General features: G+C 66.8%; 26 protein-coding genes and 2 riboswitches. Of the genes, 8 read left to right on the top strand and 18 right to left on the bottom strand.

Annotation, left to right across the window (positions count from 1 at the left end):
- Nucleotides 1-7: 7 nt before the first annotated feature.
- From AC5RUO_RS18470 to AC5RUO_RS18435, 8 genes are all read right to left on the bottom strand, one after another.
- Nucleotides 8-271, bottom strand: a complete 264-nt coding sequence (locus tag AC5RUO_RS18470; protein ID WP_494009867.1) for a DUF4235 domain-containing protein — start codon at nt 269-271, stop codon at nt 8-10.
- Nucleotides 272-337: 66 nt separating this feature from the next.
- Nucleotides 338-2509: a hypothetical protein gene (locus AC5RUO_RS18465; protein WP_494104278.1), complete on the bottom strand. Its 2172-nt coding sequence runs from the start codon at nt 2507-2509 to the stop codon at nt 338-340.
- Between the two features lie 69 nt (nt 2510-2578).
- Nucleotides 2579-2791: a CDGSH iron-sulfur domain-containing protein gene (locus tag AC5RUO_RS18460; RefSeq protein WP_494009865.1), complete on the bottom strand. Its 213-nt coding sequence runs from the start codon at nt 2789-2791 to the stop codon at nt 2579-2581.
- Nucleotides 2788-3858, bottom strand: a complete 1071-nt coding sequence (locus tag AC5RUO_RS18455) for a glycosyltransferase family 2 protein (RefSeq protein WP_494104277.1) — start codon at nt 3856-3858, stop codon at nt 2788-2790. The genes AC5RUO_RS18460 and AC5RUO_RS18455 overlap by 4 nt, the downstream gene beginning before the upstream one ends.
- On the bottom strand, nt 3855-4904 hold the full coding sequence (locus tag AC5RUO_RS18450) for an iron-containing redox enzyme family protein (RefSeq protein ID WP_494009863.1): 1050 nt from the start codon (nt 4902-4904) through the stop codon (nt 3855-3857). The genes AC5RUO_RS18455 and AC5RUO_RS18450 overlap by 4 nt, the downstream gene beginning before the upstream one ends.
- Nucleotides 4905-4965: 61 nt before the next feature.
- Nucleotides 4966-5424, bottom strand: coding sequence for a DUF4383 domain-containing protein (locus tag AC5RUO_RS18445; protein ID WP_494104276.1), 459 nt, complete (start codon nt 5422-5424; stop codon nt 4966-4968).
- Between the two features lie 98 nt (nt 5425-5522).
- A complete protein-coding gene (locus AC5RUO_RS18440) occupies nt 5523-5729 on the bottom strand; it encodes a hypothetical protein (protein WP_494009861.1) in 207 nt (68 codons plus the stop codon).
- Complete coding sequence (locus tag AC5RUO_RS18435; RefSeq protein ID WP_494009860.1) at nt 5726-6277, bottom strand: heme-degrading domain-containing protein; 552 nt, start codon at nt 6275-6277, stop codon at nt 5726-5728. Before AC5RUO_RS18435 ends, AC5RUO_RS18440 begins: the two co-directional genes overlap by 4 nt.
- Nucleotides 6278-6357: 80 nt before the next feature.
- Nucleotides 6358-6493: riboswitch (TPP riboswitch) on the top strand.
- 62 nt (nt 6494-6555) lie between these two features.
- Here AC5RUO_RS18435 and AC5RUO_RS18430 point away from each other — a divergent pair.
- The 3 genes from AC5RUO_RS18430 to AC5RUO_RS18420 are packed head-to-tail and all read left to right on the top strand — an operon-like array spanning nt 6556 to nt 9529.
- On the top strand, nt 6556-7179 hold the full coding sequence (locus AC5RUO_RS18430; protein ID WP_494009859.1) for an ECF transporter S component: 624 nt from the start codon (nt 6556-6558) through the stop codon (nt 7177-7179).
- Nucleotides 7179-8732 (top strand): ABC transporter ATP-binding protein, encoded by a 1554-nt coding sequence (locus tag AC5RUO_RS18425; protein WP_494104275.1) that lies wholly within the window; start codon nt 7179-7181, stop codon nt 8730-8732. The genes AC5RUO_RS18430 and AC5RUO_RS18425 overlap by 1 nt, the downstream gene beginning before the upstream one ends.
- Entirely contained in the window at nt 8729-9529 is an 801-nt protein-coding gene (locus AC5RUO_RS18420; protein WP_494104274.1) for an energy-coupling factor transporter transmembrane component T family protein, read from the top strand. The genes AC5RUO_RS18425 and AC5RUO_RS18420 overlap by 4 nt, the downstream gene beginning before the upstream one ends.
- Here AC5RUO_RS18420 and AC5RUO_RS18415 read toward each other — a convergent pair.
- Nucleotides 9526-10359: a glycoside hydrolase family 25 domain-containing protein gene (locus AC5RUO_RS18415; RefSeq protein WP_494104273.1), complete on the bottom strand. Its 834-nt coding sequence runs from the start codon at nt 10357-10359 to the stop codon at nt 9526-9528. The genes AC5RUO_RS18420 and AC5RUO_RS18415 overlap by 4 nt on opposite strands.
- 200 nt (nt 10360-10559) lie before the next feature.
- Between AC5RUO_RS18415 and AC5RUO_RS18410 the strand changes: the two genes are divergently transcribed.
- From AC5RUO_RS18410 to AC5RUO_RS18400, 3 genes are all read left to right on the top strand, one after another.
- On the top strand, nt 10560-12083 hold the full coding sequence (locus AC5RUO_RS18410) for a UDP-N-acetylglucosamine 1-carboxyvinyltransferase (RefSeq protein ID WP_494009855.1): 1524 nt from the start codon (nt 10560-10562) through the stop codon (nt 12081-12083).
- A gap of 67 nt (nt 12084-12150) precedes the next feature.
- Nucleotides 12151-13380, top strand: coding sequence for a glutamate--cysteine ligase 2 (locus tag AC5RUO_RS18405; protein WP_494009854.1), 1230 nt, complete (start codon nt 12151-12153; stop codon nt 13378-13380).
- A 49-nt stretch (nt 13381-13429) separates the two neighbouring features.
- The gene (locus AC5RUO_RS18400) at nt 13430-13753 is read left to right on the top strand and encodes a DUF1905 domain-containing protein (RefSeq protein WP_494009853.1); all 324 of its coding nucleotides are present in this window, start codon (nt 13430-13432) and stop codon (nt 13751-13753) included.
- On the opposite strand, the gene AC5RUO_RS18395 is transcribed toward AC5RUO_RS18400, so the two are convergent.
- From AC5RUO_RS18395 to AC5RUO_RS18385, 3 genes are read right to left on the bottom strand one after another with little or no spacing between them, the layout of a single operon-like run.
- The gene (locus AC5RUO_RS18395) at nt 13750-14958 is read right to left on the bottom strand and encodes an O-succinylhomoserine sulfhydrylase (protein ID WP_494009852.1); all 1209 of its coding nucleotides are present in this window, start codon (nt 14956-14958) and stop codon (nt 13750-13752) included. The genes AC5RUO_RS18400 and AC5RUO_RS18395 overlap by 4 nt on opposite strands.
- Entirely contained in the window at nt 14959-15369 is a 411-nt protein-coding gene (locus AC5RUO_RS18390; protein ID WP_479772852.1) for a rhodanese-like domain-containing protein, read from the bottom strand.
- Nucleotides 15366-15638 (bottom strand): DUF1737 domain-containing protein, encoded by a 273-nt coding sequence (locus AC5RUO_RS18385; RefSeq protein WP_009357403.1) that lies wholly within the window; start codon nt 15636-15638, stop codon nt 15366-15368. Before AC5RUO_RS18385 ends, AC5RUO_RS18390 begins: the two co-directional genes overlap by 4 nt.
- Before the next feature lie 13 nt (nt 15639-15651).
- A riboswitch (SAM riboswitch) is annotated at nt 15652-15766 on the bottom strand.
- A gap of 235 nt (nt 15767-16001) precedes the next feature.
- Here AC5RUO_RS18385 and opgC point away from each other — a divergent pair.
- Complete coding sequence (gene opgC / locus AC5RUO_RS18380; RefSeq protein ID WP_494104297.1) at nt 16002-18476, top strand: OpgC domain-containing protein; 2475 nt, start codon at nt 16002-16004, stop codon at nt 18474-18476.
- A gap of 106 nt (nt 18477-18582) precedes the next feature.
- On the opposite strand, the gene AC5RUO_RS18375 is transcribed toward opgC, so the two are convergent.
- From AC5RUO_RS18375 to AC5RUO_RS18365, 3 genes are all read right to left on the bottom strand, one after another.
- Nucleotides 18583-18837, bottom strand: a complete 255-nt coding sequence (locus AC5RUO_RS18375) for a hypothetical protein (RefSeq protein WP_494009850.1) — start codon at nt 18835-18837, stop codon at nt 18583-18585.
- Between the two features lie 232 nt (nt 18838-19069).
- On the bottom strand, nt 19070-19537 hold the full coding sequence (locus AC5RUO_RS18370) for a pyridoxamine 5'-phosphate oxidase family protein (RefSeq protein WP_494009849.1): 468 nt from the start codon (nt 19535-19537) through the stop codon (nt 19070-19072).
- A 41-nt stretch (nt 19538-19578) separates the two neighbouring features.
- Complete coding sequence (locus tag AC5RUO_RS18365; protein ID WP_494009848.1) at nt 19579-20508, bottom strand: aminodeoxychorismate lyase; 930 nt, start codon at nt 20506-20508, stop codon at nt 19579-19581.
- A 132-nt stretch (nt 20509-20640) separates the two neighbouring features.
- Between AC5RUO_RS18365 and cls the strand changes: the two genes are divergently transcribed.
- Nucleotides 20641-22080: a cardiolipin synthase gene (cls, locus tag AC5RUO_RS18360; RefSeq protein WP_494104296.1), complete on the top strand. Its 1440-nt coding sequence runs from the start codon at nt 20641-20643 to the stop codon at nt 22078-22080.
- An 18-nt stretch (nt 22081-22098) separates the two neighbouring features.
- Here cls and AC5RUO_RS18355 read toward each other — a convergent pair whose 3' ends face one another.
- The 3 genes from AC5RUO_RS18355 to AC5RUO_RS18345 all read right to left on the bottom strand — a co-directional run bounded on the left by AC5RUO_RS18355 (nt 22099) and on the right by AC5RUO_RS18345 (nt 26117).
- The gene (locus tag AC5RUO_RS18355) at nt 22099-23373 is read right to left on the bottom strand and encodes a multidrug effflux MFS transporter (protein ID WP_494104272.1); all 1275 of its coding nucleotides are present in this window, start codon (nt 23371-23373) and stop codon (nt 22099-22101) included.
- A 61-nt stretch (nt 23374-23434) separates the two neighbouring features.
- Nucleotides 23435-23662 (bottom strand): hypothetical protein, encoded by a 228-nt coding sequence (locus tag AC5RUO_RS18350; protein WP_494104271.1) that lies wholly within the window; start codon nt 23660-23662, stop codon nt 23435-23437.
- Between the two features lie 91 nt (nt 23663-23753).
- On the bottom strand, nt 23754-26117 hold the full coding sequence (locus AC5RUO_RS18345) for a beta-xylosidase/alpha-l-arabinosidase (protein ID WP_494104270.1): 2364 nt from the start codon (nt 26115-26117) through the stop codon (nt 23754-23756).

Below are 26117 nucleotides of genomic sequence, written 5' to 3'. Positions count from 1 at the left end.
CCGGAGGCTAGACGACGTCCTGGCTCTTCGCGAACCGGGTGATGGCCCGCTGGGTGCCGCGGTTGGTCAGCACCTGGATCACGGCACTCACCGATGCGGACACGAGGGCGAATGTGAGCGCGGTGCGGAGGGTGGTGGGGACATCGTCCTTCTCGCCCTTGGGCGGTTTCCGGCCGGTGGCCTTTTCCCAGATCACGTCCACTGCCTTGGTTCCGGCGAATCCGGCCAGCAGGCTGATGCCCGTGCCCAGCAGCTTGATGAAGAAGTTCATTCGGTGCCTCCTAGCGTCGTGAAATCAGGACTTCCCCTAGCCTAACGTCCGGGCGACAGCCTAACGTCAGGGCGCCCGGACCAGGCCTTCCCAGCTGACGGTCCAGTGCGGCGGAAAACCGGGCGCATCCCGGGCCGGGCCCCCGTCCCAGCCCGCAGCCATCAACGCAACGGCCGACAGCAGCCCGCCGTTGCCCGGCAGGTACAGCGGCAGCGACTCCGTCTGCCGGTTGTGGCCGTTGGGCAGCACCACGTTCTTCGCAGCGTCCAGCAGGAGGGCGTCGACGGCGGTCTCCGGGTCCTCCAGCCTGGCGGCGGTCATGGCCATCACCGGATAGTCCCAGCCCCAGGTGCTGTCCCAGTCCCAGTCGGCCAGGACACTGGCCAGGGTTTTGCGCATGATGGCGGGATCGATGATGTCCGTCTGCGGCAGCACACCCAGCGCGCAGAGCATGGAGGGGTGGTCGGTACGGATGGTGTACGGCTCCACGCCGATGGCCGCGTACACACCGTCCACCACTGTGGGGCTGGCCATCCCGTCGGCCACGGCCGCCCACTTCTCCCGGGGCGGCAGCCCCAGCCGCTTCCGCCACATGTTGGCTATGCGCAGGGCCCACTGCCAGTAGGCGAGCTCGAACGTGGGGTTGCTGGCAGTGGTCCTGGTGGATTCGTAGCTCTCCTGGGCAGGAACCAGTGGCGGGCCCAGCCCGTAGCCACGGGCGGTAGGATGCGCGAAGCCGGCCATGAACTCGGCGCTGTCGAACACAATTTCCGCGAACTCCTCCAGCAGGTCCCGCGATGGCTCTGCCCGGTAGGCCAGTTCCGCGAGGTAGATGGGATGCGGCTGCTGCCAGATGAGGAAGGTGCCGATGGGGCTGGGGCTCTCGCGCCCGTCCGGCCCCACCTGCTTGGGCCAGCGGACGCCGTCGAACCCCTGGGCCTTCGCCGTCTGCCGGGCGGGCTTTAGGACGGAGGCGTACCAGCGCAGCGCGGGCAGCAGGAGCCGCGTCCGGTTCCAGGCTGCGAAGTGGGCGGCGTGCCACCAGTGCATCTCGAGGTGGAAGCGTCCGCGCCAGGAGTTGCAGACCAGTCCTGTTTCCTGCGGCGGTAGGGAGCCGGAGCAGTTGATGGCGGTGAGGTACTGGGAGAGGACCACCCGGCGTTCGATCTCCGCCGCGCGCGGATCGCCGGGCGCGGAAAGTTCGACGGCGGCGCCGGACTTCCAGAATTCCGGCCACGCCGTGCGGGAGGCCTGGATGACGGCGGTGCCGGCCCCGGAACCAGGTGGTGCCTCCTCCCCGTGGCTGGTGCCCCGGATGCCTCCGGCGCCGCGGGGCAGGCAGTTACCCGTGCCGGTGCTCATGAAGTGGACGCTGAAATCCAGGACTTCCTGTCCCTCCGCTGCCCGGATCAGGACGGTGTGCGGGCTGGTCTGCTCCAGTTCCAGGCCGCTGCCTATGACGTGCACCCGGTAGGCGGACCCGTCCAGGTTCCGGGTGATGATCCACTGCCGGCCGCCGCCGTCGGCCGGCAGCTCCGCCAGCCGTGTGGTGTGGGCGTCGGGGCAGGACCAGTCGGCGGCATCGTGCCAGGCCCCGGAACCGTACGGAAAGGCCAGCGAGACGGCCAGGCCGTGCTGCAGGGCGGCGGACTCAATCCGGAAGCCGAGCTCATCCCTGCCGGGGTGGCAGGCGGTGCCCACCGTCACCGGACGGCCGCGTAGCGTGAAGTTGCTGGCAGCCGTGCCGGTCCAGAGGTCAAGGATCTGCCTGGCATCGGCGATGTCATCCGCTGCCAGCCCCGGATCGTCGCGCTCCGGCAGGATGAAGGCGATCCGCCCGAGGTCCAGCCGGTGCGGGTTGGCCCGCAACCAGGCCTCGCTCTCCGACGCGCCGGTGTCCCGCCCGTCCACGATTCCGCCCACCATGTCCACGTACCGCACGGGGCCGCGGGGTGAATCGTAAAGGGCCGTTGAACCGGCCAGCGTGTAGTCCTGCACAGGCGGAATGGAATGCCAGCCCCATTGTGACTGCGTCCCCAGCAGGGTGCCGGACGGCAGCCCGTCCCGTGCGGCTACCGGATACCGGGCGGGCAGGGACTGCAGGCCAGTCAGGTCCATAGTGAAGCAGAATTCCCCGTTGCCTACGGAAACGGGGCTGCGGGGATCGAGGGTGCGCTGCTCCACATTGTGGCGGCGCACCAGTGCTTTACGGTCTATGACGGCCTGCTGGCGGTGCAAGCGCTCACGCTCCTCGAGAATCAGAAAACGCTTTCCAAGAACCCATCCTTGTGTTGCACAGCCTAGGAGTCAATCACGTGGCTCAGTCCGGAACTTGATCATCTTGTGGGTGCCGTCGCAGTACGGCTTGATCGCCGAAGCCCCGCACCGGCACAGGGCCACCGTTTTCCGTTCGCGCGGGACCGGCTCGCCTGAGGGCGTGACGATCTCGAAATCCCCCCGGACGATGAGTGGCCCATCCGGGCATACCACGATGGAGCTATCGGGCTGGTCCTGGTTCATTGCTGCTCCTTCAGGTTTGGTGCCGTCGCTTGTTGCCGGAAGGCCTGCAGCTTCCCGTGATGCCTGCGCTGGAGAACGGCTTTCGAATGGGCGGCCGTGCGGATCCTGGCACCCGCATAGGGGACGCCTCCCATCAGCCGGAGCGCGAGGGCGCCCCAGATGCTAACGGCCCGCTCCGTCGCCCACAGCGGCGCGAAGCACACCGCGGGCAAGGGAAACACGGCCGTACCGCCGTGGCGCCGGCGTCCGGTCTCGGCTGTGGCCACCGCCGCGGCCGCCAGTCCCGCAAGCGCCGCGGTGCGTGCCCGCCGGGGGAGGGCGGCTGCCCCGATGATGGCCGGAAGCAGGGCGAGTTCCGCGGCCAGGCGCCGGGGCTGAGCAAAATCGTCGTAGGCCTGGCGGAGGCGCTGCTTGAGGAAGTGCCTGGCTTTGGGCGGCCTTCGGGCGATGTAAAGGCCCGGAACGATCCGCTCCCGTCCGCCGGCGGCCTCGACCGTGCGGATCAGCTCCAGGTTTTCGAACAGGACGGGCTCATAGCCGTCCGTGGCCAGGAGGGCACTGCGGCGCAGCCCCAATGTTCCGGGAAAGTCCGCGGCCCATGCCCGGTTGATGAGTGACCGGGAAGTGTCCCACAAGGCATGCCAGGGCAGCGGGTCAAAGTAGTTCTGCGGCCGCACCACGTCCGCCGACCCGAGGTGGTCAACGACGGCGGCGAGGGACCCGCGCGTGTATCGGACGTCGTCGTCGGCCAGCACCAGCAGTTCCGCCCTGGCTTCGCACACGCCTGTCACGACGCCCGCGACCTTCCCGTTGCCCTGCGGCGTGCCGCTGCCCGACTCCGTCCAGCCCGCAGGGCGGATGTGGCGCACCTGCGGCGGAAACTGCTCCCGGTGGCGCGCAAACAGGTCCGGGCCGGAGCCGTCCACCACCGTGACCGGGATCCAGGCCACCAGGCGCTGCAGGTAGTCCACCAGGTCGGCGAGTCCGGTGTCATCTGTCCAGCGCAGGGGAAGGATGTACTCCGCGGGGAGCCGTGCGGCGGATCCTCCGCTGGCCGGGGAGGTCACGCTGCCGCCGGAACTGCCGCCCTGAGCGAGGAGCGGCCGCCTTCCCAGGAGTCAAGAAGGTGGGCGGACAGCCTGCTGTCGATGGCCATGACTGCCGTTGCCCCAAACAGGACGTCGTCCAGCAGCTCCGGCTCGGCTTCCACCAGCCCGCCGGCAAGGTCGCGGCCCGCGATCTGCTCGTGGACCGCATCGGCTTCCACATGTTCGTCGAAGTAGTGGGTGACGCTGGCATCGAAGCCGTGCCGGCGGAAGCCGTTGCCATAGAAGCGGTTGGGCTGCGAAGACGTCATCTCGTAGATGGCCAGGTGTCCGGTGATGGCGCCGCGGAGCCGCCGGTTCAGCCCGCACAGGGACATCAGGTTGACGGCCGCCAGGGAAACCGCCGGGACGGCGTCAACGTACGCGCCGTAGGAGTCGTCCATCCCCAGGCCCCGCATGGTGCGGGCGAAAAGGGCACTGTGCATTCGGTCCGGGCGGCCGCCGCCGTACTCGTCGGCCTGGATTTCCACCAAGGCAGCCTTCGCCCGGCCGCTGAGGCGGGGGATCGCCCAGGTGTGCGGATCCGCCTCCTTCAGCTGGTACACGGACTTGTGGATCAGGAACTCCTTGAGCTGGTCCAGGCTGGCCTTCTTGGCCACATAGCGGGAGACGCTGGGGCCGGTGTCCCTGCCGGCCAAGCCGAACAGCACATCCGCCACCGCGTCGCTGGTGAGCTCCCCCGGAAGTTCCAGCTCTCCGGCAGCCTCGGCGGCCGCCGCCCGAAGGGCCGCTTCGAACGGCTTTTCCAGGATCTGCCGGACCTGGATCAGCCCGGCATCCCATTCCCAGTGGTCCGTGACGCCGTCCAGCCCGGAGTAGTGCAGCTCGTACAGGCAGAAAAGGGCCAGCTGGGCATCGTCGTCGCCGATGATGTCCACGGTTTCGGCCAGCCGGTTCGAGGCGAGCTCCCGCAGCCCGGCCAATGATTCGACGGAGCCTCCAGGCGCGCCTGCAAGTACGTTGAACAGCGTGCTGCTGATGGGGCCTCGGGGTTCCGGGATTCGCATGGGTTGCTCCTAGGTCTCGGGTTGTGACCGTGCCGTCTGCGCTGGCGGCCGGTGGGTGTGGTCAGGATTTCCGGCTGTCCGCCGGCGTGGTCCGCGGGGAGAGGAGGACCGCAAGCGTGATCATGGCCAGCCCCAAAATGAGGTGCAGCCAGTTGTCCGCATAGTTTTCCGGGATGAAGTTCGCGGGGGTGTCGTCCCCGATGAGCAGTCCGTACAGCCAGAGGACCAAGTAGATGACGCCGCCGTATATAAGGAAGTTCCGGGCCTGCCGGTGGGTGCGTGCCATGAACACTCCGGCGGCGCCGAAGAGGAGGTGGACAAGATTGTGGAGGACGGACACTTGGAACGTACCCAGCAAAAGGGCCTCTGAACCGGGGCCGGCAAAGTCGAGGGAGCCGTAGTTGCTGGTGATACCCGGAACGAATCCAAGGATGCCGGCGAACAGGAAGATGCCGGCAACAGCCAGCGTGGACCACTGCAGCGCGGTTCGGACGCCCGGTGGGCGGGTGCTGACTGCCATGTCCTGGACTCCTCGTACGCGGTGGAAACAACATAGTAAGCATGATTACTAATAAAAGCTAAGCAGGCTTTGTTTCCCCGCCGGCAGCTGGAAACCCGTCAGGCCAGCCCGGTCCAAGTGTAGGGGTTCGGGTGGTGCCCGCCGCTGCGGCCCTGCTCATACCCCTGCTGCCAGGCCTTGCCGACGGCGGACACCAGCTCGGCCAGCAGGGGATAGTAGGGATGGTCCGGGCCGATGAAGATCATCTCGTCTTCGGCCTTGTCCACCGCCGCCCGGACGGGATTGTCAGCGGGAGTGCCGGTCATGGTGCCCCGTCAGCCCCGGTCGACCGCAACACCTCACGCATGGCCTCCACCACCAGGTCGTGGTCCTGCACCTGCGGCAGCCCGGACACGGTGACGGTGGCCACCGCTCCCACGCCCGTCACATAGACAGGGAAAGACCCGCCATGTGCCGCGTAGCGGGTCTGGTCGAACCAGCCCTCGTCCTCGATCCTGCCTCCGCGCAGCCGCCCGCGCAGCCCCACCAGCAGGGAAGGCACTTCGTACCGTGCGGCTGTCCGTTGCTTCGCGCGGATCCAGTGTTCGTTGTCCGGCGTGGCGCCCGGCAATGCCACATGGAAGAGGACCTGTTCGCCCTTGGTGATGTCGATAGCGATGGGCAGGCCGCGCTCCTTGCCCAGCTCCACCAGGAGGAGGCCAAGGTTGAGCGCATCATCCATGGAGAAGCCCGGAAACTGGAGTTCATGGATTTCACCCTCGACGCGGCCGATGAGGACCTGCAGGGATCCCTCCGGCTGGGCGGAATCGGAGTCTGGATCGAACTCAGTCACATGCGGCGGATTGGCAGTCATGGCCCACAATCTACCCCTGTCCCGGTGTAAACTGGACCACGCCCAACAGGGCAATCCAATGCATTATTCAAGCAAGCAACACATAACGACAGGGGAGCGCCGCCGTCGGGCCCGCATGGCCGGGAACCGCAGGTGGGCGCTGAGAGTGCGGACAGCCGCAGACCCTCGAACCTGATCCGGTTAGTACCGGCGCAAGGGAGTCGAGTTCTCGAAGTCCGGCAGCGGCGAAGTGCCGTCTGCCGTGCTTTCCCCTCCTGTTTCCCAGGAGGATTTTTTTCATGAGCACTGCAGCAATCAAGAAGACCACCAGCAAGTCCTGGCGCGTCGTGGACATCGTGGTGGCGGCCCTGATCGCTATCGCCGGCGGCGTGATTTTCTGGGCCTGGTCCCAGGGCGCGGCCGCGGTATCCGGCCCGATGAACGCCGTCTACCCGCCCCTCACCGGCCTGATCGCCGGCGGCTGGATGATCCCGGCAGTGCTGGGCATGCTGATCATCCGCAAGCCCGGCGCTGCGCTGTTCTGCGAGACCGTGGCAGCCACCGGTGAGCTCCTGATGGGCTCACAGTACGGCGCGTCCGTGCTGTTCTCCGGCTTCGTCCAGGGCCTGGGCGCCGAAATCATCTTCGCGATTTTCGTCTACAAGAAGTTCAACCTGCCGGTGTCGCTGCTGGCCGGTGCTGCCGCGGGCCTGTTCTGCGGCCTGAACGATTCCTTCGCGCCGTGGGGCTGGAACATCGCGTACTCCGGCGGTGACAAGCTGGCCTACATCATCTTCACCGCCATCTCCGGCGCGATCATCGCCGGTGCCCTGTCCTGGATCGCCACCCGCGGCCTGGCCAGGACCGGGGTCCTGAGCTCCTTCGCTTCCCGCAAGGCAGCAACGGAGCCTGTCTTCTCCTGATGCAGGCACCTACCCACCACGGCACGGCCGGGGCGGTGCGGCCGGCCGCAGTCACGGCGCGTGGCTGGGGCTGGCGGCATGCAGGGCGTGCCAAGCCCGCCGTCCACGCCCTTGACCTGGACATCTCACCGGGGGAGCGCGTCCTGCTGCTCGGACCCTCGGGCGCCGGCAAGTCCACGCTGCTGCACGCCCTCGCCGGGGTCCTGGGCGATGTGAACGACGACGGCGAGGCCGGCGACTCCGACGAGTCAGGTTCACTGCTCGTCGACGGCGGGTCCCCCCGGGGGCAGCGCGGACGGGCCGGACTGATGCAGCAGGACCCCGAAACCCAGGTGGTCCTCTCCAGGGTCGGGGACGACGTCGCGTTCGGCGCGGAGAACCTCGCCGTCCCCCGCGACGCCATCTGGACCCGAGTGCACGAGGCGCTCGCCGACGTCGGGCTGTCCCACCTGCCGCTGGACCATCCGACGTCGGCGCTGTCCGGCGGGCAGAAACAGCGGCTTGCGCTGGCAGGCATCCTGGCGATGCGGCCCGGGCTGATCCTGCTGGACGAACCCACCGCCAACCTCGATCCGGCCGGGGTGCTGGAGGTCCGGGACGCCGTGGCTCGCTGCCTGGACAAGACCGGTGCCACGCTGGTGGTGGTGGAGCACCGGGTGTCGGTGTGGAAGGACCTGGTGGACCGGATCGTGGTCCTGCAACCAGGCTCAGCCGCCGATTCTGGCGTCCTCCTGGAAGGTCCGCCGGACCGGGTCCTGGACGAGGCCCGCACCATGCTGGCCGCCGCAGGGGTGTGGGTGCCCGGCTACGTGCCGGCCACCCGTCCCCGCACAGACGCCACCTGTCCGGGCGCGGGAGACCTGATGCTGGCCGCGGAGAAAGTGGCTGTCTCCCGGGAACGCCCGCGCCGCAGCGGATTCCGGAAAATCCAGCCGCTTCCGGTGCAGGAGGACATCACCGCGCAGGTACGGGCCGGGCAGGCGCTTGCCATCACCGGGCCCAACGGTGCCGGTAAGTCCACCTTTGCACTGACCCTCGCGGGGCTGCTGGAGCCGGTTGCGGGCAAGATCTCGGCAACAACCCGCCTCAGCCGGGGCGCGGGAATCGACCCCTTCAGGTGGAGGGCCGAGCAACTGATCGAGCGGATAGGCACGGTGTTCCAGGAGCCGGAACACCAGTTTGTCACCGGCAGGGTGCATGATGAGCTGCTGTTTGGCCCGCACCATCTGGGCCACGGCGAGGACCGCGTTGACGAGCTGCTGGAGCGGCTGAGGCTCACGCCCCTGGTGGATGCCAATCCCTACACCCTCTCGGGCGGGGAGAAGCGGCGGCTCTCGGTGGCAACCGTCCTGGCGGCCAGCCCGCAGGTCCTGGTCCTGGATGAGCCCACATTCGGCCAGGACGCCAACACCTGGGCTGAGCTGGCGTCCTTCCTCTCCGAGCTCCTGGACTCCGGCACCGCCGTGGTGTCCGTGACCCACGACGCCGAGTTCACCGCCGCCCTGGGCGGAACCGAGCTGAAGTTGGCCGCGGCGGAAAAGGTAGCCCTGTGAGGCAGGAACTGCACCTGCGCGGCAACAACGCCCTGCTGACCCGCGCCAATCCGCTCAGCAAGCTGGCCGCCGTCCTCCTGATCACCGTGGTCCTGGCGCTTTCCATCGACTGGGTGTCCGCTTCGGTGGCGCTGGCATTCGAGGTCCTGCTGTTCCCGCTTGCCGGGCTCACGCTCGCGCTGCTCTGGCAGCGCGGGTGGCCGCTGATCCTCGCCGCCGCCGTGGGCGGCTGGAGCACCTCAATCCTCGCGCCGGACAGCGGAAGGACGCTGATCGACGTCGGCATCTGGACCATGAGCGAAGGGTCCCTGGAGACGGGGCTCGGGTTCATGCTCCGCGGGCTCGCGATTGCGCTGCCGGCGGTGCTGCTGATGAGCTGCACCGATCCCACCGATCTCGCGGACGCGCTGGCCCAGAAGGCCCGCCTGCCGCACCGGTTCGTGCTGGGCACCCTGGCCGCCATGCGCCTGGTGGGCCTGCTGGCGGAGGAGTGGCAAACCATTGGCATGGCACGCCGCGCGCGCGGCGTGGGGTCGCGCGGCAACGTACTGCAGCGGGCGAAAGCCACCCTGGGGCAAAGCTTCGGCCTCCTGGTTCAGGCCATCCGGCGGGCGTCGAGGCTGGCAGTCACCATGGAAGCGCGTGGATTTGGCGGCGGGACCCGAACCTGGGCCCGCGCCTCAACCTACAGTGCGCTGGATGCGTGGGTGCTGGCGGGCGGCCTGCTCATGGCAGGACTCGCAGTGGTGGCGGCCGTGTCTGCCGGCACCTGGAACATGGTGTGGCTGGGAAGCTAGGGTTCCGGCGTGCAGGCATGGTTGTAGTCGAAGCCCCGCGCCACGAACTGGGTCAGGACCACGGTACCCCCACCCGTCAGCGGTGCGTTTAGGCACGCGCCGGCCGCCCGGTACGCGCTGCGGGCGCCGGCCAGCCAGCTCGGCAATCGGTACAGGTTGCTGGTGTTGCTGACGTTGCCAACGATCCGGCCCCACTGCAGGGACGTGGAGTAGATGCCCACTCCCTTGACGTTGATGCTGTGGAAGAAGTCCGTCATGCCCTCCAGGACGGCGCGGTTGGCGTCCTTGTCGCCGGACCAGCTGTTTTCGGTCTCCACGTCGAGCCACCAGACATAGTCGGCGGGATTAGTGATTCCCCGGATGTAGGCGTCGTCGTAGGCCTTCGCCCAGCCGTACATGTAGGCGCAGGCCTTGCCGTAGTCGCCCTCCCTGCAGGGGCCGTAGGGGTTGTGGACCTGCCGCCCGATGGGGTATTCGTCGCTGTCCGGCCACCAGGAGCCGGAGCTTCCCGGGTTCGCGGTATTGACATACAGCGACACCGCTGGCTGGCCAGGCAGGCCGGGGGAAGCGGCTGCCCACTCAAGTTGTTCGTCCAGGCAGGGGTTGGTGGTGTTCGCCAACCCGTTGTTGACGCCGACGATCCCGAAAGCCTGCCCCTTAGGCAGATCCTTGTTGCACTGCGGCCATGACACGTCGTTGCCGAGCAGGGACTGGCCGCCCTCGCCCGGGGAGGGCGCCGCGGAAGCAGGACCCGCTACGGCCAGCAGGACGGCTGCCGCCAGCAGCCAGGCAAGCCTGAACGGGAACGGGCGGGCATGGTGCCGGAGCATTGCGCCTTTCCTTGATGCCGGGGAAGGAACGTTACTTCCAGTCTCCCGCCGGGGTGCCGACGGAACAAGCAGCTGATGCTCAAGAATGGAGGTTGTTTCCATCAAGGTTTCTATCGCATAAAGCGGGTAGGGTTTGGCCTGGGAGGGGCGTTACGCGGCTGTGATGACGCCGAATAACTCATTTATGATATATTTCTGGCATGACGCAGGAAACCACTGAGCACGTTGCCGCCATGCTGAGGGATGCCCGGACCGAGAAGGGCTGGACCCAGGGCCAGCTGGCTGCCGAGCTGGGAACCAGCCAGAGCGCAGTGGCCCGGATGGAGCAGGGAAAGCAAAACCTGAGCCTGAAGATGATCCAGCGCCTGGAAAGCATCTTCGACCGGAGCATCGTCAACGTGGGCAAGCCGCAGATGACGCACCTGCGCGTGGAGGGCGGGCGGACCCTCTCCGGCGCCGTCGACGTCAACAGCAGCAAGAACGCCGGCGTCGCCCTGCTCTGCGCCAGCCTGATCAACCGCGGCACCACCGTGCTCCGCCGCCTGGCCCGGATTGAGGAAGTCAACCGGATCGTGGAGGTCCTAACCAGCATCGGTGTGGAGTGCACGTGGCTGAACGATACCGACCTGCGGCTCCGCCGGCCGGCCGTCCTGGACCTTGAGGCCATGGACGTGGATGCCGCGCGCCGGACCCGCAGCGTCATCATGCTGCTGGGTCCGCTGCTGGATGAGACGGAGGAATACCGGCTTCCGTATGCCGGGGGTTGCGATCTGGGGACCCGCACGGTTGAGCCGCACATGCAGGCCCTGCGCCAGTTCGGGCTTTCGGTGGAGGCCACGGCGGGCTTCTACGCCATCCAGGCGCCGCCGGCGGATGCCCAGGACCGTTCCTTCGTCCTCACCGAGCGCGGCGATACCGTCACCGAAAATGCCATCATGGCCGCCGCGCACCGCGAGGGAACCACGGTCATCCGCAACGCCAGCCCCAACTACATGGTCCAGGACCTCTGCTTCTACCTGCAGATGCTTGGCGTGACCATCGACGGCGTGGGAACCACTACCCTCAGCATCACGGGCAAGCCCGTTATCAATGCGGACATCGAGTACTTCCCCTCGGAGGACCCCATTGAGGCCATGAGCCTCATCACCGCCGGCATCGTCACAAATTCCGAGGTCACAGTCCGCCGCGTGCCCATCGAGTTCATGGAGATTGAGCTTGCCACGCTGGGCCAGATGGGGCAGCAACTGGAAATTTCAGGCGAGTACATGGCGCGCAACGGCCGGACCCGCCTGGTGGACGTCACCACCAAGCCGTCGGAGCTGCATGCACCCGAAGACAAAATCCACCCCATGCCGTTCCCCGGCCTCAACATCGACAATCTGCCGTTCTTCGCCGTGATAGCAGCCAATGCGACAGGCCAGACCATGATCCACGACTGGGTCTACGAAAACCGTGCCATCTACCTGACGGAGCTGAACCGGCTGGGGGCCCAGGTGCAGCTGTTGGATCCGCACCGCATCTATGTCAACGGGCCCACCAAGTGGCGCGCGGCCGAAGTCGGGTGCCCGCCGGCACTGCGGCCGGCAGCGTGCCTGCTGCTGGCCATGCTCGCGGCCCGCGGGGTGTCCGAACTGCGGAACATCTACGTCATCGAGCGCGGGTATGAGGACCTGGCGGAGCGGCTGAACACCATCGGCGCCAAGGTGGAGTACTTCCAGGATTGAGCATTAATGCTTCGTCATGAACGGCAGGGCCGCTTCAAATACGTTCCCGCTGCCGCAGAATGTCAATATGCGTACATTCGGCGTGGAGGAAGAGCTGCTGATTGTTGATCCGGAGACCGGGGAGCCGCTGGCGCTGGCCGACGCGCTTCTGTCCGGCCGCCGGGTGGCTGCCGACGATTCCGCCCAGGATCCGCGTGCGCTTGAGACCGAGGACAAAACGGTCTATGACGACGACGAGACGGGCCTGAGTGCCGAACTGAAGCTTGAGCAGATTGAGACCCAGACCCGGCCCTGCCTTGACTCCGGAAGCCTGTTGGACCAGATCAGGGCCGGACGGTTGCTCGCAGACCAGGCCGCGAAGAAACACAACGCCCGCGTCGCCGCGCTGGCCACCTCGCCGCTGGGCCTGAACAGCCACACCACTCCTGATCCGCGCTACGCCAGGATGCTGGAACGCTTCGGGCTGACCGCCCAGGAGCAGCTGACGTGCGGCTTCCATGTCCACACCTTTGTGGAATCACCCGAAGAAGGCGTGGCGGTGCTTGACCGCATCCGCGACAAACTGGCCGTGCTGACGGCGCTCAGCGCCAACTCGCCGTTCTGGAACGGGCTGGAGACCGGTTTTGAAAGCTACCGGACCCAGGCGTGGAACCGCTGGCCGACGGCGGGGCCGGCGGGCATCTACGGCACCTACGCCGCCTACCGCCGGCTGGTCACCAGGCTGCTGGACACGGGCGTGATGCTGGACGAAGGGATGATCTATTTCGACGCCCGGCTGTCCCGCAACCATCCCACCGTGGAGGTGCGGGTGGCCGACGTCTGCCTGCGGGCCGAGGATGCGGCCCTCCTCGCGGTCCTGGTCCGTGCCCTAGTGGAGACCGCCGGCCGGGAGTGGCGGGAAGGCGTGGAACCTGTACCGGTCCCGACTGTCCTGCTGAGGATGGCTTCCTGGCAGGCCAGCAGCGGGGGCCTCGGTGGGGAGCTGCTGGACTTTGGAAGCTTCCGGCCGGCCCCCGCGCCCGAGGTAGTGCGCTCCCTGGTGGAGTACCTCGCGCCGGTGCTGGAGGAACAGGGTGAGCTCGACCTGGCGCGGCAAGGCGTGGAAGCGATCATCGCCCGCGGCACAGGGGCAGCCGAGCAGCGCCGGGTCCGTGACCGGTTGCTGTCTGGGCCATCGACCAAGGACATGGGCTTCGGCGCCGTGGTGCGGCATGCGGTGAACGTCACCATGCGCGGCGACTTGGACCTCTCGGAAGTCGATGCCGTTCCAGACCTGCTGCGGGTGCGGCAGGCCTAGCCCGTTGGTAACCGTGGCGCTAAGGAAGGCCACGTGCCATACTCGGCGCGTGGCGCCGTCGTACTCTTTTCATGCCGAGCTTTGGCTCTATCCCGGCGAAGCCGGCTGGCACTTCCTCACCCTGCCGCCGGAGGTGGCGGACGACATTGCAGAGCAAAGTGAGGCGAGCAACAAGGCCTTCGGCTCGGTCAAGGTCGCGGTGGAAATTAGCGGCCACCGCTGGCTGACGTCCATCTTTCCGGACAGCAAAATGGGCTCGTACCTGCTTCCCGTCAAGAAAGCTGTACGGGAAAAGGCGCGCATCAAGGCGGGCGATAGCGTGGACGTCCGGCTGGAGCTCCAGCCGGACAATGCCTCGCCGGGAGAAAGCTAGATCTGCTTCAGGGCCTGTTCGAGGTCGCGGATCAGGTCGTCGGCGTCCTCGAGCCCAACGGACAGGCGCACCACGCCGTCGCTGAGGCCGATGGCAGCCCGTCCCTCCGGCCCCATCGCACGGTGCGTGGTGGTGGCGGGGTGCGTGATCAGGGATTTCGAATCGCCCAGGTTGTTGGAGATATCGATGATCCGCAGCCCGTCCAGCAGCGCGAAAGCGGCTTCCTTGCCCGAGCGGCCGCCGGACGGAGCGAGCTCCAGGGTGAGCACCGTGCCGCCGGCGCGCATCTGCCTGGCGGCAAGTTCGTACTGCGGGTGCGACTTCAGCAGCGGGTACTTCACCCAGCTCACGGCAGGCTGCTGCTCCAGCCATTCGGCGAGCCGGAGGGCGGTGGCGGAGGAGTGGTTGACACGCAGCGCCATGGTCTCCAGGCCCTTGGTCAACACCCACGCGTTGAACGGCGACAGCGACGGGCCGGTGTGGCGCATCAGCTGCTTGACCGGACCCTCGATGTACTCCTTGGTGCCCAGGATGGCACCGCCCATCACCCGGCCCTGGCCGTCAATGTGCTTGGTGCCGGAGTAGACGATGACGTCCGCGCCCAGCTGGCCGCAGCGTTGGAGCAGGGGAGTGGCAAAGACGTTGTCGACGACGACGGTGGCCCCGGCAGCGTGCGCGAGTTCGCTGACCGCGGCGATGTCCACGATCTCCTGCATCGGGTTGGACGGGGACTCGAAGAAGACGGCGGTGGTGGGCTGGGACAGGGCGGCGCGCCACTGCTCCAGGTCCGGACCGTCCACAAAGACGGTCTCCACGCCCCACCGCGGCAGGATTTCATTGAGGATGACGAAGCAGGAACCAAAGAGCGAACGGGCGGCCACCACGCGGTCCCCGGCAGCGAGCAGGGCGCCCAGGGCGGTGAAGACTGCGGACATGCCGGACGCGGTGGCAAAGCACGCCTCCGTTCCTTCGAGCAGCCGGAGCCGCTCCTGGAAGGTCGCCACGGAGGGGTTGCCGTACCGGGAGTAGACGAAGCGCTCATCCTCGCCGGTGAAGGCGCGTTCCGCAGCAGCGGCGGATTCGTAGACGAAACCCGAGTTCAGGAATACCGCTTCGGACGTTTCCTGGAAGTTGGTGCGGTCCAGCCCGCCGCGGACGGCCTGGGTGTCGGGGCTCCAGCCGGCGGCGTCGTTATTGAAGGTCACTTAGTTCTTTCCCAGGTTGGTCGGCAGGCCGCGGTTCTTCCAGCCATTGACGGTCCGTTCGCCGTAGCGGTCCGGGTCGCCTTCGAACCCCTCCAGGACGTTGTAGGAGGTGAAGCCGGCCTGCGTCGCGGCGATGGCGGCGGAGATGGAGCGCTGGCCGGAGCGGCAGATGAACACCAGCTCCGTGTTGGAATCCTCCGGCGCCTGCTGGCTCAGGTCCTTCAGGAAATCCGGGTTGGGAATGCCGCCGGGGAATGTCCACTGGATGAACAGTGGATCGTTGTCCGTGGCCTTGGTGTCCGGAATGCCGATGTGCGCCCATTCGCCCTCGGTGCGCACGTCCACCAGGATGGCGCCCTGCTCAAGCTTGGCCCAGGCTTCCTCCGGCGTCAGGTCTCCTGCGTAGCTCATGCGTGGCCCTCGCCGTCGAACTCGAGGTCCTCGTTGGCTGCTTCCAGGTCGTCAACAGCGGTGGCGACGGCGGCGTCCGCCGATGCGATGGCGGCCGGCAGGACCACGGCCTGGGCCACGATGACGCTGGTGCCGTTGAAGGCTGCCGCCGGGCTTCCGTGCAGGACGTAGCCTTCGGCGAGTGCGGTTGAGATCCGCTCACAGAATTCACGGTTGTCCGGGCCGCTGATGAGGCGGTAGGACAACTTTTCTTCGGGGGCGTCGGACACGACGGATCTCCTTCTCTCACGCTTGCAGCTCGAATCGGTCGATATGCCGAGTATTCACCTGAGGCACCCCGCCGCGGAAGGAGGGTTGCCGACCGGCCAGTCAGGGCTTGGCGCCGGTACTCATTACTCCCCAAAAACGTAACATCTGGCACCGGCTGCCGCATCGCCGTCGTCGTCATGTTGCGTAACTGAAGCGGAAACGCTGCCGAAGGCGGCGGCGCGGTGCCGTCACCGGTGAACGGCCGACGGCGGTATCACCGCAGGCGGGCGGGCCTTTCTTTCCCATCCCGGCGGGACGGCCCGATACAGTTCTTGGGGGCAGCGCCCCGCCATGAAAGATCAGCACTGGGGGTCCCCTTGAACATGCGAACAGCCGTGCCCTGCCGCCGCACCCGTCCGGCCCTGGCCCGCCGTCTTCGCGTGGCCTGGGCGTTCCTTGCCGTGCTTGCTGTTGCCTGTGTGGCTGCGGTCCTGCCGGCGGGGGCGGCCCGGGCAGCCGAACCCGCACCGGATGCGGGCAAGCCGCTGCTCGGCGTCGTCCTGGAATGGGGCGAGGACACCGCTGCAGGGTTTGCCGAGCGGCTGGGAGCGTCACCGGCTGTCTATGGACACGACATCGCTTTTCCCTACCGCTCCTCCGAGCAGAACGACATCAGGGGATTCCTTGAACAGTCCTCGCTCCAGGGCGCCCACGCCATGCTCACGGTCAAGCCCACGGTGCCGCTGGACCAGATAGACGCCACGGTTGCCGAGTCATTCGCCGGTGAAATCAGACGGCTTACCGCGCAGTTCCAGGGGGAGGTGCTGGTGCGGTTTGCCCCGGACATGAACGCCTCCTGGGTGGAGTGGGGCCAGCAGCCCGCCGAATACCGGAAGGCGTTCCAGGCTGTCTCCGCGGCATTTGAGGATTCCGACGACGGCCGGACGGTTATGGTCTGGGAGCCGTACCTGGGCAAGGACTACCCCTTTGACCGGAACCGGAACGCGCCGGCCCGCGGAAGCGACGGTTTCGCCTTGCTCGATACCAACGGCGACGGTGCCTGGGACGGGTCTGACAGCGCCTACGAACCGTACTATCCCGGTGATGATGCCGTGGACTGGGTTGGCCTGACGGCTTTCCATGACGACACCGCCGGTGGCGCCGCAGTCAATACCGTTCCGCGCGCCGGTGAGCTGGAGGACATGCTGACGGCCTCGGGCGGCGAAAACTTCTACGCCACCTATGCCGAGGAGCGGGCCAAGCCGTTCCTGCTGCAGACCGCCGCCTTCTACAGCCCCGCGTCCGGCGGCGCGTCCGAGGCTGAGATCAAGACCGGCTGGTGGGACCAGGTGGTGGGCACTGCCACGTCGGCAGAGTTTGGCAGGACGGCCGCGGTGGTCTGGGACGAGCGCACCAGCACCAGGGACACCGGCGTGGCCAGCATCGACTGGCTCCTGACCGGCAGCCCGGAGATCGCCCGGGCGGCGCTGGACCGGCTGGAGGCCTCGCCCTTGGTGACCGGTCCCGTCACGGAAGTGTCCACCGGCGGCAGCGACTATGTCCGGGCCAACACGCTGGCCGGGGCTGCCGCCTGGACAGTAGGGGCCGCGCTCGTCATCCTCCTGGTGGCCCTCTGGCAGATTCCGCGGCGCGTTCACGCCGCAACAGCTTGGGGTTACACGGACCCGTCCGGCAGGGATTCGCGCGTGGACCTGCTGCGCGGACTGGCCATCGTGTTTGTCGTGGTCAACCACCTGGGCATGACGTCCCTGTTCCAGCTCCTGACCCAGGAGGCGGTGGGCTTCGTTTCGGGTGCCGAACTGTTTGTCCTCTTCTCCGGTCTGGTGGTGGGGATGGTCTACGGGCCCCGGGTGAAAGACGATTTTGGAACCGTCGTGGACCTGACGTCCCGACGCGCCGGCAAGCTCTACCTGACTGCACTGATAGTCCTCGTGGGCGTCTTCCTGGCTTCCCTGCTGCCGGTTTTCCGTATCGACGCGTTAACCACCTTCGTGGACCAGGGGACCGGCGGGGCAGGGCACGACGGCGCCGGCCGGACCTACGACCTGTATGCAGGAATGGAGCAACTCTTCCAGTTCCCGGTGCCGGCCCAGGTTCTCCCCGCCATCCTGCTGCTGCAGTTCGGTCCGTGGCAGTTCAACGTGATGGGGCTGTACGTGGTGCTGCTGCTGGCCAGCCCCTTTATTCTTGCTGCCCTCAACCGGGGCAAGGCCGTGTGGGTGCTGGCCGGCACCCTGGCGGTCTACGCCGTCGGCGCCGCCACGCGCTTCCGGCTCCTGCCGTCGCAGTTCGAGGACTCGTTCCCGCTGCTCGTGTGGCAGGTGCTGTTCGTGCTCGGCCTGGTGGCCGGATTCCACCGGCGCAGTATTGTCGCCTGGCTTTCGGCGCGGACATGGGTGGTGGCCGCCTGCACGGCGCTTGCCTTCCTGCTGGCTTTCCTGTCCTGGGGGAACCCCTATCTTGCCAACGGCTTCGACGTCCGGCTGGCCATCGTCCCGGACACCCTGTACCGGACGGTCTACGACGCCCTCTTTGCACGGACCTACCTGGCACCCGGCCGGCTCCTCAACGTCCTGGTCCTGGTGGTCGCTGCCTACGCATTCCTCACCGCGTACTGGAAGCCGGTGCAGCGGGCTGTGGGCTGGTTCCTGATTCCGCTGGGCCGCGCGACGCTGTACGTGTTCATCATGCACGTGGTGCTGATTGCCGTGGTGGCGAACATCCCGGCCCTGCAGCAGGAGAACGTCCTGCTGAACACGGCTGCCTACGCCGCGGTGCTGGGGCTGCTGTGGGTAATGGTCCGGACGAAGTTCCTTTTCCGGATCATTCCTACTTAGGAGCCGGCACCGGGCACCGGCGGCTGTTCGCGACATAAAAAAGCGGCGGGAACCGCGGGCCCTTGCCCTTGGTTCACGCCGCCGTTGTGTCCTGGGCCTGGTTGTCCTAGACCAGGCCCGGGTAACTGGCCATGATGTAGTCGGTGGCCGCGGGGCCCTTCATTTGGAGGCCGGTGCGGTCTGGGCTGATCCTGTCGCGCATGGCAGCCCAGAAGCTGTCCTCCGGACTGAGTGCCTGCTGATTGATGAAGCACCAGCTGGTGTAAAGCCCGTACAGGCGGTCACGGTCCAGGCTGTGTTCGGAGGTTTGGTCGAGGTAGGTAGCTTCACGGAGAAAGATGTCGAACTGCGAATGTGCCATGACGGCTTCCCTTCGCTAAGTGCGGTGGCGCTGCCGTTCGGCTACAGCAACAGACCTCACATGCCGTGCACGGGGCAATGGAGTGGAACTGGGTCCTTCAAGAAAGGAGGACCCACGCGGGATGGAAGCCCATCTACAGTGTAGACTCTACGCGTAGACTACACATCCGGCAAGCGTCTTGATTATCTCGCCGGAACACCGCTTTCAATGCCGCCTGGCCTAGCGAACCGGACTATTCGAACGAGGCCCGCCGCCGGTCCTGCAGTCGGGTGTTCCAGATGTCCGGACGGGCCACCCTGAAGCGGCGGCCGGTCAGGGCCCGCGGGGAGATCCGGATGTAGTGGCTCTTCTCTCCGGGCTGCCAAGGCTCCAGCCCTAACGCGTCCACGGCGTCCTTTTCCGCCTGGTCTTCCATGATTTCGGTGTCCCCGCGCAGCACCACGCTCCAGGCTTCCTCCGTGTGCGGTTCGTAGCCGTCGATTTCCAGGGCGGCCGGGCGCTCCTGGACGGCCCCCCACAATTTGGTCACCCCGGAAGTGCGGAAAGCGATGCTGCGCCGGTGAACCACGTAGTTGATTGGGAAGATCTCCGGATGGCCGTCCACCACCAGGGCAAGGCGGCCCAGCGTGTCATCGGCCAGGAGTTCCCAGCACTCGTCGAAGGTCAGGTTGTCATCTGGCTGCGGCGCGCGTGAATCCATGAACCACACCCTACGGGCCGGCCGGCCGGGGGAACGGCACTTTACTGAATGCCGGCGAAAAGTTCACTCAGCTCAGCGGTCAGCTCCTTCTGGAGCGACGGCGTTCCGATCTCCTGCCCGTCAATCCGGTTGACGGGCGCGAGCAGGCGCACACTGGAGATCAGCCACACGGCGTCGGCGTCCAGCAGGTCCTGCGGCACCAGCGGCCCGTACCCCAGTTCCCAGCCTGCTTCCCTGGCGGCCGTGAACAGCGCTCCCTGGGAGGTCCCGGCCAGGATTCCGCTGTCCAGCTGCGGTGTGACGAGGCGCTTGACTGTTGTGCCGTCGTCGGACTTGTCCACGTGGGCAAGGAGCACCGTGGACGTGGGACCCTCCAGGACCCGGCCATCGGAGGAGATGAAAATGACGTCGTCGGCGCCCTGCTTGTGGGCGTGGCGGAGCGCCGCCATGTTGACGGCGTAGGAGAGGGTCTTGGCGCCGAGGAGCAGCCACGGGGCGCGCTCTGCGGCATCACTGTCATAGCCGCGGTCAAGGAGGATGACATCGATTCCGGTCTCACGCTGGCGGCGGGCGGCCGCTCCCACTGGGGAAACCTGGACCCACGCGGTGGGGGCAGCGGCGCCCTCAGCCCCGCGGGTCACCACCAGCTTGACCACCAGTTCATCATCCCCGTCCGAAACAGGAGGGTGCTGGGAACGGTGTTCGGCAATGGCGGCGGCAATGGCGCGGCGCCACTGGTCCTGCCCGGGGATCGCGAGGTCCAAGGCTTCCCCGGAACCGTCCAGGCGGTCCAGGTGCGCCTGGATTTTCCGGACGTTGCCGCCGACGGCGAGCATGGTCTCGAACGCCCCGTCACCGCGGGTGGCACCCTGGTCCGTGACCAGCAGCTGCGGCTGGGACGCGTCGGCCAGCCGGCCGTCCGGGGAAGCAGGATCAAGGAAAACAAGAACCACGGAAGCAGGTGACGTCATGGCTCCAGCTTAGTGCGGCGCCGCGCCGATAAGCTGGGCTGAGTGCCCCGGCCGGAATCCGTCCGCCGGGAGCCCGTGAGCCCGGGGGTTTTTCCGTTGTTGTGGCCATTTTCGCTTGCCGGCACCGCACCGATGTGGGTGGTGGTGGTGCTCGGCGTCGCCGACCTGGTCATCAGGGTGCTCGCCGTTGGGATCATCCCGGGAAACCGGAGGCCCACCACTGCGATGGCGTGGCTGCTGGGCATCTTCTTTGTCCCGTTTGTGGGCATCATCCTGTTCCTGCTGTTCGGCAACTTCCAGTTGTCAAAACGCCGCCGGGAGCAGCAGCAGGAGGTCAATGAGAGGGTACGTGCCGGTATCTCGTCCCTTGCCGACGTCGAAAGCCATTACCCGGGCCCGGAATGGGTCACCTCCGCCGCGGAACTCAACCGCCGCCTGGGATCCCTGCCCATGGTGGACGGCAACTTGGTTGACCTCATCCCCGGATACCCGGACTCCATCCTCAACATGACGGAAGCAGTGCGGAAGGCGAAAAAGTTCGTCAACGCAGAGTTTTACATCATGAGCACGGACCACATCACCGACGACCTGTTCACCGCCCTGGAGGAGGCGGCCGAACGGGGCGTGGAAGTGCGCGTGCTTTTCGACCACATCGGCACCCTCCGCGTCCAGGGCTACAAGAAACTCCTCAAGCGCCTCAGGGCGGGCAAGATCCAATGGAAGCGGATGCTCCCGCTCATGCCCATCCACGGCCAGTGGCGCCGGCCGGACCTCCGGAACCACCGAAAGATCATGGTGATTGACGGCGAAATCGCGTTCACCGGCTCCCAGAACCTGATCGAGCCCTCCTACAACAACCCCCGCCACCGGAAGGCCGGAAGGGAATGGGTGGAACTGATGGCGTGCCTGCGCGGCCCCATTGTCACCACCCTGAACGTTGTCTTCGCCACGGACTGGCTGAGTGAAACCGACGAGTCGCTGGAGCATCAGCTGCAGCTCCCCGCGAACCCCCATCCGGGCAACGTCACCGCACAGGTGGTGCCCAGCGGCCCCGGCTTTATCACCGAGAATAACCTGCGCCTGTTCAACACGCTCATCTATTCCGCACAGCACCGAATCTCCATCTGCAGCCCCTACTTCGTGCCGGACGACTCGCTGCTATACGCCATCACCACTGCAGCTCAGCGGGGCGTGGACGTGGAACTCTTCGTCTCCGAGAAGGGTGACCAGTTCCTGGTCCACCACGCCCAGCAGTCCTACTACGAGGCACTGTTGGAGGCCGGCGTCCGGATTTACCTCTACAAGGCCCCGTTCGTACTCCACGCCAAGCACTTCACCATCGACGACGAAGTGGCTGTCCTGGGCTCCAGCAACATGGACATGCGGTCTTTCTCGCTGAACCTCGAGGTGTCAGTGATGCTGCTCGGCGAGGACATCGTCACCAAGATGCGGGCGGTGGAGGACACCTACCGGGACATTTCGCACGAGCTCAAGCTCCCCGTGTGGCGCAACCGTCCCTTCGCAGCGCGCTACGTGGACAACGTTGCCCGGCTGACCGCGACGGTGCAGTAAGGGCCCGGGCATGTTGTGCTAGTCCTCCGCCGGGACCCGCTGGTCATCCGGGCGGTCCGCGTGGTCCGGCCATCCGCCCCTGCGGTAGGCAGGGGTTCCGGCGGCAAGCACAAGCACTGTCACAACACAGCTGCCGATCATGACGCCCACCATTGACAGCGCGTTTCCACCCAGCAGTCCCACCAGGGGACTGACAAGCCCGGCGACGCCCGACTGCAGGGCCCCGATAACGGCGGCCGCGGTCCCGGCCATATGCCCGTAGTTGTGCAAGGCGAGCACGGAGGCATTCGCGGGGATCATTCCCTGTGCACCCAATACAAGCCAAAGCCCTGCCATAAGGCCCCCTGCTCCACCCGCGCCCGTGGCCACCGTGGCCAGGAGGATCATTGCAAGGAGCAGTTGGACAAGAACGGCAGTGCGCAGGAGGCGCACGGGCGGGAACTTCCGGACCAGCATGGCATTCAGCTGAGCCGAGAGGACAAGCGCAGCACCGTTGAGCGCGAAGGCGAGGGCGAACTGCTGCTCTGTGAAGCCGTACTTATTTTGGAAAACGAAGGGGGAACCCACCACGTAGCTCATGATCAGGGCCAGGCCGAGCCCCGGTATGACGGCCAGGGCCATAAAGTGTCTGTCGCGCAGGAGTGACCAGTAGGCGCCGGCAACATGCCGGGGGTGGCCAGGGCTGCGGCTGCCGTCCGGCAGAGTTTCGGGCATGAACTTCAACACGATGGCCACCAGGACGACGCCGATGAGCGCCAGTACGTAGAAGACGGCACGCCAGTGCCAGATCCCGGCGACGGCCTGGCCCACAGTGGGGGCAAAAAGGGGAGCGACGCCGATGACCAGCATCAGGCGGGAGAGCAGGCGGGCGGCGGCTGAGCCTACAAACCGGTCACGGATGACGGCGATGGCCACCACGGCGGCCGCGGCGTTGAAGAAGCCTTGCAGGACGCGCAGCCCGGTGAGTGTCTCGATGTTGGGCGTGATGGAGCACAGCAAAGAAATCACAATATGCATGGAGATGCCGATGACCACGGGCAACCGCCGTCCGAACCGGTCCGAGAACGGGCCGATGACAAGTTGCCCTATGCCGCCGCCGAGGAGGGTTCCGGACAACTTCAGCTGGGCAGCGGCCTGGGTGGTTTCCAGATTGTCAACGACGGCTGGCAAGGACGGCAGGTACATGTCCGTCGTGACTGCGGGAAGCGCTGCCAGGGCTCCCAGCATCAGGACGTATTTGAAGCTGCGCGGCGGCCGGGGGCTGGCGTTTGGGGATTGCGGGATCTCCGTCACGCGGCAAACCTAACTCGTTGGAAGCTTTGATGGTGTGGGATTGCCGCATGGCTCGGGCGGTTCAGCCGGCGGTGTCCAGGTGGTTCTCGGATTCCCATGTCTGCCCATAGGGCACCTGGTCGGTGAGTTCAACCGTGAAGTGCCCCGCGCCCCGTTTTGTCACGAGGATCCCCATGCGGGGGTATTCCATGGCAAGGTCGCGGAGCCGCCGGACCGAAGCATTGAGCTTTTCGTCCGCCTCGGAGCGGGTAGTGGCAGAAATCGTCAGGAGATGCGGGACGTTGCCCATGTGGTTTCCTTTCGCTCGAGGGCTGTTGGGTCCTGTGCTGCAAGGTGAGGTGTACGGCCGGGGCGCCCGGGCAGGAAACCCCGGCCGTACATCAGCTGCCCGGCTTAACCTGGACGTCGCAGTGCAGCCGGCGGGTATGGTCCACGGTGCGTGTTTCGCCGGTGAGGGCGACTGTTGCCTGTAGGCGGATATCCCCGCTTGAGGCGCCGAAGCCGAGCTCAAGATCACCGGGCTCGACGATTCGCCGGCCGTCCCGGCCGGTGAAAGACGCGACGTCGGCCGGGACTGTGAAGGCTACGCGGGCGGAAGCTCCGGGTTCCAGGGGTACGCGGGCATAGCCCACGAGCCGCTGCTCCGGGCGGACAACTGAAGCCACCGGGTCAGACAGGTACAGCTGGACAAGTTCTGTTCCGGCCCTGTCCCCGGTGTTGGTGACGGTGATACTCGCCTTGGCTTCGCCGTCCACCGGCACTGCGGTGGGTCCGTCCACGGTTAACGTACTCCACTCGAAAGTGGTGTAGCTGAGGCCATGGCCGAACGGGTAGGCCGCTGCCGGATCGATATTGGAGACGCTGCTGGCCCGGGCCAGCTTGGATGCCAGGTATGTGGAGGGCTGTGCCCCGGGCCGGGCGGGGATGCTGACAGGGAGCCGCCCGCTTGGGTTGACCCGGCCGCTGAGGACCTTTGCCACGGCGGGGCCGCCTTCTTCGCCGGGGAAGAACGCTTGGACGATTGCTGCGGCATTCTCGACGGCGGAGCCAACGGCATAGGGGCGGCCGGTGAGGAGTACGACAACTACCGGAACGCCGGTTCCGATCAGCCGGTCCAGCAGTTGCTGCTGGACGCCCGGGAGCACCAGCGATTCCGCGTCGCAGCCTTCGCCACTGGTTCCCCGGCCGAACAGTCCGGCGCGGTCGCCGAGGACGGCGATGACGACGTCAGCGTTGGTGGCGGCAGCAACGGCGTCGTCAAACCCTTCGGTGGAGGAGCCGTCAACCGAGCAGCCCGCTGCCACGGTAACGGTGCTGTCCGGGAATTCGGCCCGCAGGGCCTGCGCCACGGTAGGCAGTTCGATGCCAAGCGGGACGTCCGGATGCTGGCCGCCGACGTGCGCCGGGAAGGAGTAGCAGCCAAGGAACGCCTGCGTGTTGTCCGCATTCGGTCCGACGACGGCGATGCGGCCGGGGTGCGCAAGCGGCAGGATGCCGTTGTTGCTGGCCAGGACGATCGACTGCTCGGCAATCAGGGCGGCGAGCTTCCGGTTGGCCTCGGTATCCAGCGTGATGCTGCCTTCCAGCCCGGCGGTATCATGCAGGTCGGCGTTCGCCAGGGCAGGCGGAACCGCCGACCAGTCCTCATCAAGCAGGCCCAGTTCAATTTTCTGCACGAGGACCCGGTGCAGGGCACGGTCCACCATGCTCGCGGGGAGGCGCCCGGCCTCTATCTCCGCAATGAGGTGCTCGCCGAAAGCGTGCACGGTGGGAAGTTCGACGTCGACGCCCGCCGCCAGCGCGGCGGCCGCGGCTTCACCGAGGGATCCGGCGACGCCGTGGAGGTTCTTGAGGAAGGCCACCCCGAAGTAGTCGGCCACTACCGTGCCGCTGAAGCCCCAGGTATCGCGGAGGAGCCCGGTGAGCAGGGAGGCATCGGCGGCGGTGGGCACGCCATCCGTGTCCGTGTAGGCGTGCATGACCGAGCGGACGCCCGACTCGCGGATGGCCATCTCGAAGGGCGGCAGCAGGACGTCCGCCTGCTCCCGGGCGCCAACGGAAACAGGTGCGAGGTTCCGGCCGGCCTTGGACGCCGAATAGCCCACGAAGTGCTTGAGGGTGGCGATGACGCCGCTGCTCTCCAGGCCCTGGATGTAGGCGGTGGCCAGGGTTCCGATGAGATAGGGGTCCTCGCCGATGGTTTCCTCCACCCGGCCCCAGCGGGCGTCACGTACGACGTCCAGGACGGGGGCGAGGCCCTGGTGCACGCCTACGGAGCGCATGTCAGCGCCGATCGCGGCGCCCATGGTACGGATGATCTCCGGGTTGAAGGTCGCACCCCAGGCAAGGGGGACCGGATAGGCGGTGGCCTGCCAGGTGGCGAAGCCGGCGAGGCATTCTTCGTGGACCAGCGCAGGAATGCCGAACCGGTTGGCACCGGCGATACGCTGCTGGGTCCGCTGGAGCGACAAGGCGCCCAGGGCAGGGTCCACTGGTGCTGTGCCGAACGGCCTGGTGAGCTGTCCAAGGCCGTTCGGCAGGATTTCGTCCAGGTCGACGGGAGGATTCATCTCATTTTGGTGGGGTGCCACTTCGCCGCCTTCAGTGGAGGCGCCCACCCACACCCCGAAGAGCTGGGCGGTCTTTTCCCGAAGGGTCATGGCTGCGATGAGGCTGTCGGCGCGCTCTTGCGGTGGGGCCGTGGTGTCGCGCCAAGGCGCGCTGTGGGTTTTGGTTTCCGTCAT

It is taken from the genome of Arthrobacter sp. Y3221087, from assembly GCF_059089905.1.
This window is presented reverse-complemented; position numbering and strand designations above follow the sequence as displayed.